Consider the following 13,133-nt stretch of genomic DNA (forward strand, 5'->3'; position numbering starts at 1 on the left):
TGTTTTTTCGTGGAGAATTATTTACAACAGCTGAACGAAGCACAACATAAAGCGGTGATTAACACCGAAGGACCTTCATTGGTCATTGCAGGAGCTGGCTCGGGAAAAACCCGTGTGCTGACATACAGAATTGCATATCTGCTTGAAAAAGGGGTAGCCCCCTGGTCCGTTTTGGCATTGACCTTCACCAACAAGGCAGCCAGGGAGATGAAGAACCGAATCGGACAGATTGTAGGACAGGAAACGGCCTCCAAGCTATGGATGGGCACTTTTCACTCGGTTTTTGCCAAAATACTTCGCATAGAGTCAGAAAAACTGGGTTATCCATCCACTTTCTCCATTTATGACACTACCGACTCCAAAAGCCTCATCAACAGCATCCTTAAGGAATTGGGGCTCAACAAGGAAAAAGCCTACCGTCCGGGAGCTGTACTGGGAAGAATCTCTGCAGCAAAAAATGACTTGATTATTCCGGCAGTATATGCCAAAGATCCTCAACGCACCAGCGCTGATGCAGCAGCCCGTATGTTCAGGATGCCGGAGATTTACCAGCGTTATATGAGAGAGTGTCGAAAAGCAGGAGCCATGGACTTTGATGATTTGTTGCTCAACACCAATATTCTTTTTCGCGACAATCCAGAGATTCTGGAAAAATATCAAAACCGCTTTCAGTACATTTTGGTCGATGAGTATCAGGATACCAATTTTTCGCAATACCTTATTACCAGAAAGCTGGCCGAGAAACACAAAAACATCTGTGTGGTGGGAGATGACGCACAGAGCATTTACAGCTTCCGCGGGGCCAAAATTGAAAACATCCTAAACTTCCGGAACGATTATCAGGGCTATCAGCTTTTCAAACTCGAACAGAACTACAGATCCACTCAAAACATTGTAAACGCAGCCAACAGCATCATTGCACATAACGAGAAACAGATAAAGAAAGAAGTCTATTCACAGAACGATGAGGGGCAGAAAATTAATATGTTCCAGGCACAGTCAGATGTGGATGAAGGATTTATTGTCATCAACGACATCAATGACAACCGCCTGAGACACCAGTCTCAATACGAGGATTTTGCCATACTCTACCGGACCAATGCACAGTCACGGATATTTGAAGAAGCACTCCGTAAGAAAAACATACCTTATAAAATATATGGAGGTCTTTCGTTTTATCAGCGAAAAGAAATAAAAGACCTGCTGGCTTATCTGAGAATTACCGTAAATCCACGGGACAGCGAAGCTCTCAAGCGGGTTATCAACTATCCGGCCCGGGGAATTGGAAAAACGACCATGGAAAAGATTGAAAACCTGGCCAGCCAGAACAATCTCAGTCTTTGGGAAGTAATAACCAACCCGGCCTTACCCAATACCGGATTCAACAGCGGAACCCTGAAAAAACTGAGCAGTTTTGCACGACTGATATCAGGTTTTATGAGTCAGGCACCAAATATGTCCGCCTTTGACCTCACCAATGAGATAGCCACTCAAAGTGGTATTATGAAAGAGCTTCATCAGGAAAAATCGCATGAAAACCAAACACGCATTGAAAACCTGGAAGAACTTTTCAATGCCATTCGTGAATTTTCCGATGAACGGCAGGAAAGTGGAGAAAACAACAGTCTGGTTGATTTCCTGGAAGAAGTATCTCTGTTAACCGACCAGGACAATGACAAACCCGACGACCTCAATAAAGTCACATTAATGACCATTCACACAGCCAAAGGGCTGGAATTCAAAAATGTTTATATCGTCGGCGTGGAAGAAGGACTTTTCCCTTCATCGATGGCCTCGGCTACCGAATCAGGCATTGAAGAAGAACGCCGTCTTTTTTATGTAGCACTTACCCGTGCGGAAGAACGGGTTACATTGACTTTTGCCCGGAATCGTTACAAATACGGAGAATTAACCTTTGCCAGACCCAGCAGGTTTTTAGGAGAAATTAACCAGGAATACCTGAATATTCCTAGCGAATCCAGAAGTTTTGCACCAACAGGAAAGGATCGCGGCTCAGCCATAAAAAAGAAACGATTCAATCTGAAAGATGACACCTCTCAGGAAAAGAAAAAATTTAATTTCAGCGGGAAAACACTGCGGGACAATGAATCATCATCGCGGTTTAATTCTCTTGCTCCCGGTGAGCAAAATCATATTCAGCCCGGCGTAATTATAGAGCATGAGCGTTTTGGACAGGGAAAGGTTCTGCATCTTGAGGGAGTCACCCCAAATATCAAAGCCACTGTGTTTTTTAAGAATGCGGGACAAAAACAATTATTACTTAAATTTGCCAAACTTAAAATAATCACTTAGATTTGCAATACATTTAAGCTTCAAAGGATTACGATTAAAAAAAATCGCATCTCTTACCAGAACAATCATTTTTTGAAGATTTTTCCAGGCAAGTTCGTTTTTTTTAACAATGAAATACGATATTTGCAAACCCTGAAACTTACTTGAGAGGTTACCGTTATAACAAACAATTTTATATTCAAAAACCGAGGTCGGAAATCCGGCTTTCACAGCGTTAACATCAATAACAACCCTCTTGTGAACCCGGTGTCCGGGTGCTTTTAAGACACTACTCCGGACATCTTACCTTTTTCAAAAGAACCTTGCTGAAGTATAAATTAAAACGCTACGTTAATCAGCAAAAAAATAATTTTTTTAAACAACTAATGGATTATAATTCAAGCCGAAAGAAACTGGTCTTGCCTGAATATGGACGTCATATTCAGAAAATGGTAGATCATGCACTTACCATTGAGGACCGCGAAGAAAGAACCCGATTTTCGAGAGCCATTATTGGCGTAATGGGAAATTTATTTCCACATCTGCGTGATGTCAGTGATTTCAAACATAAATTATGGGACCATCTGGCCATTATGGCCGACTTCAAATTGGACATCGATTATCCGTACGACCCTCCTGTTCCCGAAAACTTCCAGGCAAAACCGGACCCCGTTGCCTACAATCAGGGTAAAATGACTTTCAAACACTACGGGACCATCGTAGAAGAAATGATACAGGAGGCCTCCCAAATGGAAGAAGGTCCCTTAAAAAGGCATCTCATCATGCTTATCGGAAATCACATGAAAAAATCTTTGTCCAACTGGAACAAAGACAATGCAACCGATGATCGCATTCTCAGCGATATAGAACGTCTCTCAAATGGCAAAATCAAGATTGAAGGAGAAGCAAGAATCAATGATTTCCGTGAATTTAAAGACACCAACAACAACCACAATCGTCAACGGAAAAAATTCATTCGCAAAAACAACAACTAACTATAACTAGTGTCTGCAAGGAAACTCTGGTATTTAGCGTCTTTATACATTATAGGATGCGCTTCGGAATAGGAATAGCCCAGGCAAGCCTGGCTCTTCACTCTGCTTTCACTATATTTGATAAGAAGTCGCCAAATACAAGGCTTTCGACCGCGTGCCGGCCAAAGCTTTAGCGGTGGCGCAAGTTTTTGAATCTAAGGAGTTTATTTTTCATAAATAACTGATTCAAAAACAAGAATAACGCAGTAGTTGGCGTTTTCTTGCAAAGACTAACTTCTTACCGGAAATAATTTTACAAAATCACCCAGAACAATGAACAGCTTCGAAGTGCAGGGGGGTCTGCAATTAAAGGGCGAGATCACACCCCAGGGTGCGAAAAATGAAGCCCTGCAAGTTATTTGTGCCGTTTTACTATCACCCGAGGAAGTTATTATTGATAATCTTCCGGACATTTTGGATGTCAACAACCTGATTGACCTTTTAAAAGATCTGGGTGTAACGGTAAAACGTCTCTCTTCCAAAAAGTGCAGCTTCAAAGCTGAAAACATCAACCTTGACTATCTGAAGACCAAAGAGTTCCGAAAGCGAGCAGCCTCGCTTAGAGGTTCCATTATGATCATGGGCCCACTGCTGGCACGTTTTGGAAAGGCTTATTTCCCAAAACCGGGAGGTGACAAAATAGGGAGACGACGCATGGACACTCACTTTTTTGGCTTTGAGAAACTGGGTGCCACATTCAATTTCGACTCCGACGATATATTTTATACCGTTCATGCAGAAAAGCTGGAAGGATCATACATGCTTTTGGATGAAGCATCCGTTACCGGCACAGCCAACATAGTGATGGCAGCAGTAATGACTCCGGGCAAAACTGTCATTTATAATGCAGCCTGCGAGCCTTACATCCAGCAACTCTGTCGGATGCTCATCTCCATGGGGGCAAAAATTATTGGAGTAGGGTCCAACCTGTTGACCATTGAAGGGGTTAAAACACTGAAAGGATGCAAACATCGCATTCTGCCCGACATGATTGAAATAGGCAGTTTTATCGGCCTTGCAGCAATGACCGGAAGCGAAATAACCATCAAGGATGCAGCCACCGACCACCTGGGAATCATCCCACTAGCATTCAAACGGATGGGCATCAATATGCACATAAGTAAAAACGAAATATACATTCCTCCAAAACAAAAATATACCATCGAGACCTTCATTGATGGTTCTATTATGACCATCTCAGATGCCCCCTGGCCGGGATTAACCCCGGATCTTCTAAGTGTATTTCTGGTGGTGGCAACACAGGCCAACGGAAGTGTTCTCATTCATCAGAAGATGTTTGAAAGCCGCTTGTTCTTTGTGGATAAACTCATTGATATGGGTGCCCGGATTATATTATGCGATCCCCACCGTGCAACAGTGATTGGTCTGAATCAGGAAGCGCCGCTGCGAGCTAGTGTTATGACTTCTCCTGACATTCGGGCCGGTGTAGCTCTACTCATTGCAGCTCTTTCCGCCAAGGGTAAAAGCGTCATTCATAACATCGAGCAAATCGACCGGGGTTATGAGCAAATCGACCAGCGATTAAACCGGTTGGGAGCTAAAATCAAGCGCATTTGAAGAAATATTTCTTTAATAGAGGCCTTTATTTTGTCTTTTTTACACCTTTTTAACTCGTCTTTGACTGCCTCATAATCAGCGGCTTAATATATCGACGCATTAAAGATATAATTTATAAGCATTTTTCAAAACAAACAACCCGCTTTTTTTCATGTTTTACAGCATAGTTTTGTTGCGCAATTAAAACCACTGGTCACTCTTTTGATGGTATTCATCTAAAAACTTTGACCAGTCCGAATAATTTATTGAAACTTTGTGCAGTAACATTTCGGGAAAGACTATGCTTATGAAGAACAAGTTACTAATAATCATCACACTAACAGGAATTGTATTTCTGTCTTTCATCAATGGTTCTCCTGAACCACGTGTTGGGCTTGACATCGGTAATAAAGTTCCTGAGATCAGTGAACCTCTTTTGGATGGGACTCGCCTTACTAGCGAAGACCTGAAAGGCAAAATGGTACTGATTGACTTCTGGGCGTCCTATGATGCTCAATCAAGGGTGGAAAATCCATTAAAAACAGAGATGCTCACAAATTACAGCAATCAGGAATTCCTCAACGGAAAAGATCTGGTGATTGTCAGCATATCTCTTGACAGGTTTAAAACCCCCTTGAATCAGGTTATTCAACGAGACAATCTGGAAACACTAAATCACATTTGTAATTTCCAGGGTCGTGAATCAAATCTGGCCAAGGATTTTGAGGTAGAAGAACAAATGAAAAACTATCTGGTGGACGGTGATGGACGGATTGTGGCAGTGACCAATGACATAAGGAAAATCGACCAGACATTAGCACGACTCAGAAAATAGCTTTTTGTAATTATTTACAGGGATTCAAGGACAGTAAAAAGCATCGACTTTTTGCTGTCTTTGTCATTTTTGCGGTAGTCGTTATGCCAAAATGTCCCTCTTTTTAATATGGCAAAGAAATTGCATACCTTTGTGCGCCAAATATTAAAAAAAAGACTACAAGATATGAGCAGAAAAAAAGCAACTGAAGAAAAAACAAAACAGGCTGAGGCTCAGGAAACTTCAGACAAAAAGACTGAAGAAACACAAGAAAAAGCAACTACTGAAGCCACCGACAAGGAAGCCGAAGAGATAAAATCAGAAGATAAATGTGAAGAAGCCATGCAAGATGCCGAAGATGAACAAACTCTGTTAAAAAGGCAGCTTGAGGACTTGAACGACAAACACCTGCGACTAATTGCTGAATACGACAACTTCAGAAAAAGAACCCTGAAGGAAAAAATGGAACTGTCAAAAAGCGCAGGAGAGGGCATTCTTGCAGGCATACTCCCCGTTATCGATGACTTCGACAGAGCAAGAGCACACCTGGGAACTGCCAGCGATCTTGACGCAGTAAAAGAAGGCATAGACCTGATATACAATAAATTTCAGGAATTCCTGAAACAACAGGGAGTCGTGGAAATCGCCACAGAAAATCAGGAGTTTGACAGCGAGACTCATGAAGCCATCACTAAGATTCCGGCACCATCGGAAGATATGAAAGGGAAAATCATCGACTGTGTTCAAAAAGGCTACAAACTCAACGACAAAGTGATTCGCTATCCCAAAGTTGTTGTTGGAGAATAAAACCAAAATATTATCATGTCAAAAAGAGACTATTACGAAGTACTGGAGGTTTCGAAAAGTGCAAGTGCTGAAGAGATAAAAAAAGCTTATCGAAAAAAAGCCCTGAGATTTCACCCCGACAAAAACCCCGGTGACAAAGAGGCAGAAGATAAGTTCAAGGAGGCAGCGGAGGCCTATGAAGTACTTGGAAATGCAGAGAAACGACAACGATACGATCAATTTGGACATGCCGGTGTAGGCGGTGCTTCCGGAGGTGGTTTCGGAGGTGGCGGAATGAGTATGGACGACATATTCTCGCACTTTGGAGATATTTTCGGTGGCGGCTTTGGCGGATTCGGAGGTTTTGGCGGATTCGGAGGCTCTTCCCGTGGCGGGCAACGCGTAAACAAAGGGTCTAATCTCCGGGTGAAAGTAAAACTTACCCTGAAAGAAATTGCCAACGGTGTCGAGAAAAAAATAAAAGTTAAAAAATACGTCTCCTGCGATCATTGCAACGGTACCGGAGCTGATGGCGGAACAGCTTACAGCAACTGCTCCACCTGTGGTGGATCCGGCCAGGTAACCAGAGTTGCCAACACCATTCTCGGGCAGATGCAAACACGCTCCACCTGCCCCACATGTAACGGGGAAGGTAAAACCATCACCAAAAAATGTGCGCATTGTAACGGAGATGGTGTTATGCGAACCGAAGAGGTCGTCAGCATCAATATCCCGGCCGGCGTGGAAGAAGGTATGCAACTATCAGTTTCCGGCAAAGGAAATGCTGCCCGACGAGGTGGAATTAACGGCGATTTACTGGTACTTATTCAGGAAGAGAAACATCCGGAGTTGATTCGCGATGGCAGTGACCTGATATATCATTTGCAACTGAGTGTACCTGATGCCATAATGGGGACTCCGGCAGAAATCCCAACGGTGGAAAGTAAAGTTAAAGTTAAAATTGAACCAGGCACTCAGCCCGGAAAAATCCTCCGCCTTCGGGGAAAAGGATTACCCGAAGTAAACAGTTATCATCGCGGTGATTTACTGGTTCGTGTCAATGTGTGGATTCCCTCCGATGTATCCAAAGAGGAGCGGAAAACACTAGAAAAACTTAAAGAATCAGATTCTTTCACACCAAAAGCCGGGAATGAGCAGAATGGTTTTTTCAGTAAAATGAAAGACATCTTTTAATTGTTGAAACTGTTTATAAAATACCACAAAACGGGTATCCGGGAAAGGATTCCCGTTTTTTTTATATCTTTTGCCTCGTTAAAACGCAAAATATGAATATCCAACAACTGGAATATATTGTGGCCCTTGACGATCATCGTCATTTTGTCGATGCCGCCGAAAGCTGCCACATCACCCAACCAACGCTCACCATGCAGGTGCGCAAGATGGAAGACGAAATAGGTGTGCAAATATTTAACCGGTCCAGGAAACCCATTGAACCCACTCCGGCAGGCGAAGAGATCATTATCCGGGCCCGTCAGATCCTCCGGGAAATTTCAGATTTGCGCAATTATGTCAGTCACGAAAAGAAAAGCATCGAAGGAGAATTCCGTCTCGGTATCATTCCCACGCTGGCACCATACCTTATCCCGCGTTTCCTGCCTCAGTTCATCAGCGAGAATCCAAATACGCACTTGCGGATCGAAGAACTTGAGTCAGAGCAGCTGCTGAAAGCACTGCACAACGACCGGATAGACATAGGCTTAATGGTTACCCCGACAGAGGAAAGACAAATCAGGGAAATACCCCTCTTTTATGAGCCATTCCTGTTTTATGCCCCCTATGACCATCCTTATATGCACAATGAATTCATCGAGGACAACCTTTTGGATCCCGCAAAGGTACTGGTTTTAACAGAAGGGCATTGTTTTCGCAATCAAACACTTGACATTTGTGGCAAAGCCAATCAGGCCAACAATGCCTTTGGGTTTTATTACGAAAGCGGAAGCATAGAAGCCCTTAAAGCAATGGTGCGCAAAGGAATCGGATATACCCTGGTGCCTGAATTATCGGTTGATTCTATGACTGACCGCCCGTTTGTCAGGAGGTTCACTGTACCAGAGCCGGTAAGGGAAGTGAGCATTGTGGTACACCAAAGCTTTACCCGCCAGTTGTTGATTGACCAAATAAAGTCAGCCGTACTCGACAACCTGCCGGATAATATAAATAAAACAAAGAGTGTGAAGAAGATTAAGTGGAGGTAAATAAAAAACTTTCATAAAAATTTTGCATTTTAAAAAATCATTCCCTAAACTTGCAAAGTCTAAAACATAACAAATGTCATAAATAGTGGGTCTGACCCGCAATTAAGCAAAAACATGAACATTTCAGTTGCAAATATTTGGTGGTGGCGTCATTTCTTTTTTCCTCAGAGGGATTAAGGTGGTGTCTTCATGCTCAAATTTGTAACAAAAGCATAATACAGAAAGGCTTACCGGAAATCCCGGTGAGCCTTTTTTTTATCTCAACATCGAAAACAGAAAAACAACCGATACCTATGAAAAAGCAAAAATTAAATCTCTCATGCAGTCGTATTCCGGCCCACGTGGGCGATGTAGTAACTCCGGTAAGCATTTATCTGAAACTTCGGGATCTGTTCCCCAATACCATTCTTCTGGAAAGTTCAGACTATCATAGCGGAAACAATTCCCTCTCCTTCATCTGCTTCAACCCCATCGCCGATTTTATCGTTAACAAAGAAACCGTAAGGACCCGCTTTCCTGACGGAAACAAATCGGAGATCAAGCTACCGGGCCAGAAATCTGTACCTCAGATAATGCAGGAATTTATCGACAGTTTTGACATCCCGGAAACAGAACAAAAAAAGTGCCCGGTTCCCGCTTCCGGTCTTTATGGCTATACCTCCTATGATGCCATCCGCTATTTTGAAGATATCACACTTAATATTAACACGGAAGCTCCCCACGCCATACCCGATATCCGTTATCACCTCTACCAGTCTGTTATTGCCTTTAATCATTTCACCAACCAGCTTTACCTGGTGGAACATCTTCTTCCAGGTCAGGAGTCGTCTTTAAATGACACACTGGAAATTCTAAAAAACCGCTCGGTACCCTCCTTTTATTTCTCCCCCATTGAACATGAACAATCGCCTCTGAACGAGCAACAGTATATGGAAATGGTCACCAAAGGTAAAGAACACAGTTATCGGGGAGATGTCTTTCAGATTGTATTGTCGCGCCAGTTCTCGCAGGCATTCAAAGGCGATGAATTCAATGTTTACCGGGCATTGCGCCACATCAACCCCTCACCTTATCTTTTCTATTTCGATTATGGCAATTACCGCCTGATGGGGTCTTCTCCGGAAAGTCAGCTTGTCATTGAAAAAGGACTGGCTACCATCAATCCCATTGCCGGTACATTCCGCCGCACAGGAGACGACCTGAAAGATATGAAACTGGCCGAAGAGCTTAGCCAGGACCCAAAAGAGAATGCAGAGCATGTAATGCTGGTGGACCTTGCCAGAAACGACCTTGGCCGTAACTGTAAAGAGGTGGAAGTAAAAACCTACAAAGAAGTTCAGTACTACAGCCATGTACTCCACCTTGTATCTGAAGTAACCGGAAAGTTAAGAGACCCCAATGCCGTTGCTCGTGTCATGGCTGACACATTTCCTGCCGGAACCTTATCCGGAGCACCTAAGTACAAAGCCATGCAACTTATTGACAAATATGAACCTCACAATCGGGGATACTATGGCGGTTGCATCGGAAAACTGGGACTGGATGGTTCATTTAACCAAGCCATTATGATACGGTCGTTCCTAAGCAAAGACAACACACTCTTCTATCAGGCAGGAGCGGGAGTGGTTTCAGAGTCTGTTGAAAAGAAGGAACTTCAGGAGGTAAACAACAAGCTGGGGGCCTTGAAGAAGGCGATCGAAATGGCTGCAGAGTTCTAGTTTTTTAGTTAACAGTCAGCAGAGAATAGAAAAAAGAACTAACAACCCGACAAAGACCGTCATTTTGGCTTTGCAAAAAAACAAAAAAATGAAGATACTCGTTATAGACAACTACGATTCATTCACCTACAATCTGGTGCATTATCTGGAGGAAATAGCCGACCAGGAAGTGGATGTTTTCCGGAACGATAAAATCACCATCGAAGAAGCGCGTGCTTACGACAAGATTGTTTTATCACCGGGCCCGGGAATTCCCGATGAGGCGGGAATACTAAAGCCGCTGATAAAAGAGCTCGCCCCTACCCATTCCATTTTTGGAGTTTGCCTGGGTTGTCAGGCCATAGCCGAAGTTTTTGGTGGATCCATCTATAACCTACCGAAGGTATATCATGGCATCGCCACCCCCATCAGCGTATGCGACCGCAACGAAATGCTTTTTAACACACTGCCTGACACCTTCATGGGTGGCAGATACCACTCATGGGTGGTCAATGAAAAAGACCTTCCGAAAGAATTGAACATCACTGCACGGGATATTCAGGGACAAATCATGGCCATCACCCACAAAAAATATGATGTCAGAGCAGTTCAGTTCCATCCCGAATCAATCCTTACCGAGCATGGAAAGCAAATGATAAAAAACTGGCTTGAAGGATAATTTAGTGAGTAGTTTTTAGTCAGTAGTCAATATAAAAAACCTGACTTCAAAAACATAGAGCTACCAAAGGTTAACGGGATTTCAAAAGCAAATTGATGAATAGAATGATCAGTCATCCATTCAAATCTCAAAACAGGAAATCAGCTTAATCGTTATCCTCTTCGCAATATCACCAGTGCATCAAACGATGATGCCAATATTTAATTTTAACACCTGGAAAAATGTTACAGCCAACATTAAAAAGACTATTCGAGTATAACACCCTCTCAAAAGCAGAGGCCAAAGAAATACTCGTCAACATTACCAGTGAAAACTACAGCAAATCAGAAGTCGTAGCGTTTCTGTCCGTTTTCATGATGCGCCCTGTAACCGTTGAAGAGTTATCAGGATTTCGGGACGGGCTGTTGGAACAATGCAAGCGTGTAGATTTGTCGGATTTTCAGACCATTGACATGTGTGGCACCGGAGGTGACGGAAAAAACACTTTCAATATCTCCACACTTGCCTCACTCGTGGTAGCCGGTGCAGGCTACAAAGTGGCGAAACACGGAAACACCGGGGTCAGCTCTGCATGTGGCTCCTCCAATGTAATGGAACATCTGGGCTACAAATTCACCAATGACAATGATCTTCTAAAAAGGCAAATTGACCAGGCAGGCATTTGTTTCCTGCACGCGCCACTTTTTCACCCGGCCATGAAAGCAGTAGGTCCCATCCGCCGTGAACTGGGGATTAAAACCTTCTTCAATATGCTGGGTCCAATGGTAAATCCCGCCAACCCGCAATTTCAGCTGGTAGGTGTTTTCAGCCTGGAACTGGCACGCATTTATCAGTATATTTACCAGCAATCAACAACAAAATTCAGCATTGTTCACAGCATCGACGGCTATGATGAAGTATCTTTGACAGATGCTTTTAAGGTGATATCGCACGAAGGTGAAAAGTTACTAAAGCCGGAAGATATCAAGTTGCCTGTAAACCGTCCTGAAGACATTTTCGGAGGCAACACGGTGGAAGAATCAGCCTCCATTTTCAAAAAAGTATTGAACCAACAAGGAACCCCGGCCCAAAAGAATGCTGTACTTGCCAATGCTGCTCTGGCCATCGGCACTATGGATGAGCAACTAACCTTTGAGCAATGTCTGGAAAAAGCTCACGACTCGCTCGAAGGAGGAAAAGCAGCTGCCACCTTAAAAAAACTTCTGGAAATTGTTTAACCCATATATCTCAAACTCATGAATATTCTGGATAAAATAGTGGCACAGAAACAGAAGGAAGTAACTGCCGCAAAAGATAATGTGTCGATAAAAGAACTAAAATACTATCGGCACTTCACGGCTCCAACAGCCTCAATAAAAGAACACCTGATAAAAAAGAGTGATTTTCCGGTCATCGCCGAGTTTAAAAGACAATCGCCCAGCAAAGGACAGATTCATGCCAATGCAAAAGTTGAAGATATCATACCGGGATATTCAGAGGTGGGAGTCGCCGGGATTTCAGTACTTACAGACACCCAATTCTTTGGCGGATATAACGATGATCTTAGTAAAGCCCGAGACCTTACGGACACCCCCATCATTCGCAAAGAGTTCATCATCGATCCATATCAGATATATGAAGCCAAAGCCATTGGGGCCAGTGCCATTTTGCTCATCGCAGCCATACTCAAAAAACAACAAGCCGCAGAACTTGCTGCTTTAGCAAACTATCTGGGGCTGGAGGTATTGATGGAGTTACATGATGAAAGCGAAGCAACAATGATTAACAGTTATGTAGATATGGTAGGCATCAACAATCGAAACCTCAAGACCTTTGAAGTAGATTTGCAACACGCCGCCAACATGATATCACTGCTTCCCTCACACATCCTTCCCATTGCCGAAAGCGGAATACATTCAGCAGATGATTTCAGATTCTTGAGAAATGCAGGTTTTCAGGGTTTTCTGATGGGAGAATACTTCATGAAGCACCCTGATCCCGCTCAGGTTTGTGCCAATCTAAAAGCGGAAGTTATCGGAAAAAGCGTCACCCGGTTGTGAGCTGGGAAAATAAAGA

Annotated in this window: 11 protein-coding genes; all 11 read left to right on the top strand. The window is 43.3% G+C overall.

The features are described 5' to 3' along the window. Positions 1-9: 9 nt before the first annotated feature. The 11 genes from W7W_RS0107900 to trpC all read left to right on the top strand — a co-directional run bounded on the left by W7W_RS0107900 (position 10) and on the right by trpC (position 13,117). Positions 10-2,313, top strand: a complete 2,304-nt coding sequence (locus W7W_RS0107900) for an ATP-dependent helicase (RefSeq protein ID WP_010663259.1) — start codon at positions 10-12, stop codon at positions 2,311-2,313. A gap of 365 nt (positions 2,314-2,678) precedes the next feature. Beyond that, a complete protein-coding gene (locus tag W7W_RS0107905) occupies positions 2,679-3,287 on the top strand; it encodes a DUF4290 domain-containing protein (protein WP_010663260.1) in 609 nt (202 codons plus the stop codon). Between the two features lie 312 nt (positions 3,288-3,599). Beyond that, positions 3,600-4,904: a UDP-N-acetylglucosamine 1-carboxyvinyltransferase gene (gene murA, locus W7W_RS0107910; protein ID WP_010663261.1), complete on the top strand. Its 1,305-nt coding sequence runs from the start codon at positions 3,600-3,602 to the stop codon at positions 4,902-4,904. Between the two features lie 286 nt (positions 4,905-5,190). Continuing rightward, complete coding sequence (locus W7W_RS0107915; protein ID WP_025006765.1) at positions 5,191-5,718, top strand: TlpA family protein disulfide reductase; 528 nt, start codon at positions 5,191-5,193, stop codon at positions 5,716-5,718. Between the two features lie 165 nt (positions 5,719-5,883). Next, complete coding sequence (gene grpE, locus W7W_RS0107920; protein ID WP_010663263.1) at positions 5,884-6,504, top strand: nucleotide exchange factor GrpE; 621 nt, start codon at positions 5,884-5,886, stop codon at positions 6,502-6,504. Positions 6,505-6,519: 15 nt separating this feature from the next. Continuing rightward, on the top strand, positions 6,520-7,677 hold the full coding sequence (dnaJ, locus tag W7W_RS0107925) for a molecular chaperone DnaJ (RefSeq protein WP_010663264.1): 1,158 nt from the start codon (positions 6,520-6,522) through the stop codon (positions 7,675-7,677). A gap of 92 nt (positions 7,678-7,769) precedes the next feature. After that, positions 7,770-8,702, top strand: a complete 933-nt coding sequence (locus W7W_RS0107930; protein ID WP_010663265.1) for a LysR substrate-binding domain-containing protein — start codon at positions 7,770-7,772, stop codon at positions 8,700-8,702. Positions 8,703-8,995: 293 nt separating this feature from the next. Beyond that, positions 8,996-10,420 carry an anthranilate synthase component I family protein gene (locus tag W7W_RS0107935; protein ID WP_010663266.1) on the top strand — a complete coding sequence of 475 codons (1,425 nt, stop codon included), beginning with the start codon at positions 8,996-8,998 and terminating at the stop codon, positions 10,418-10,420. Positions 10,421-10,508: 88 nt separating this feature from the next. Next, entirely contained in the window at positions 10,509-11,078 is a 570-nt protein-coding gene (locus tag W7W_RS0107940; RefSeq protein ID WP_010663267.1) for an anthranilate synthase component II, read from the top strand. 221 nt (positions 11,079-11,299) lie between these two features. Further along, positions 11,300-12,295: an anthranilate phosphoribosyltransferase gene (gene trpD, locus W7W_RS0107945; protein WP_010663268.1), complete on the top strand. Its 996-nt coding sequence runs from the start codon at positions 11,300-11,302 to the stop codon at positions 12,293-12,295. An 18-nt stretch (positions 12,296-12,313) separates the two neighbouring features. Beyond that, complete coding sequence (trpC, locus tag W7W_RS0107950) at positions 12,314-13,117, top strand: indole-3-glycerol phosphate synthase TrpC (RefSeq protein WP_010663269.1); 804 nt, start codon at positions 12,314-12,316, stop codon at positions 13,115-13,117. The last annotated feature ends 16 nt before the right edge of the window (positions 13,118-13,133 follow it).

The sequence above is a fragment of the Marinilabilia salmonicolor JCM 21150 genome (assembly GCF_000259075.1).
In the GTDB taxonomy this organism is placed as follows: Bacteria; Bacteroidota; Bacteroidia; order Bacteroidales; family Marinilabiliaceae; genus Marinilabilia; species Marinilabilia salmonicolor.

What these genes read in the sequence shown, in the direction of transcription:
- murA (WP_010663261.1), top strand. Translation starts at nt 3,600, where the DNA reads ATGAACAGCTTCGAAGTGCAGGGGGGTCTGCAATTAAAGGGCGAGATC.
- trpC (WP_010663269.1), top strand. Translation starts at nt 12,314, where the DNA reads ATGAATATTCTGGATAAAATAGTGGCACAGAAACAGAAGGAAGTAACT.
- W7W_RS0107940 (WP_010663267.1), top strand. Translation starts at nt 10,509, where the DNA reads ATGAAGATACTCGTTATAGACAACTACGATTCATTCACCTACAATCTG.
- W7W_RS0107905 (WP_010663260.1), top strand. Translation starts at nt 2,679, where the DNA reads ATGGATTATAATTCAAGCCGAAAGAAACTGGTCTTGCCTGAATATGGA.
- dnaJ (WP_010663264.1), top strand. Translation starts at nt 6,520, where the DNA reads ATGTCAAAAAGAGACTATTACGAAGTACTGGAGGTTTCGAAAAGTGCA.
- W7W_RS0107930 (WP_010663265.1), top strand. Translation starts at nt 7,770, where the DNA reads ATGAATATCCAACAACTGGAATATATTGTGGCCCTTGACGATCATCGT.
- W7W_RS0107915 (WP_025006765.1), top strand. Translation starts at nt 5,191, where the DNA reads ATGAAGAACAAGTTACTAATAATCATCACACTAACAGGAATTGTATTT.
- W7W_RS0107935 (WP_010663266.1), top strand. Translation starts at nt 8,996, where the DNA reads ATGAAAAAGCAAAAATTAAATCTCTCATGCAGTCGTATTCCGGCCCAC.
- trpD (WP_010663268.1), top strand. Translation starts at nt 11,300, where the DNA reads ATGTTACAGCCAACATTAAAAAGACTATTCGAGTATAACACCCTCTCA.
- grpE (WP_010663263.1), top strand. Translation starts at nt 5,884, where the DNA reads ATGAGCAGAAAAAAAGCAACTGAAGAAAAAACAAAACAGGCTGAGGCT.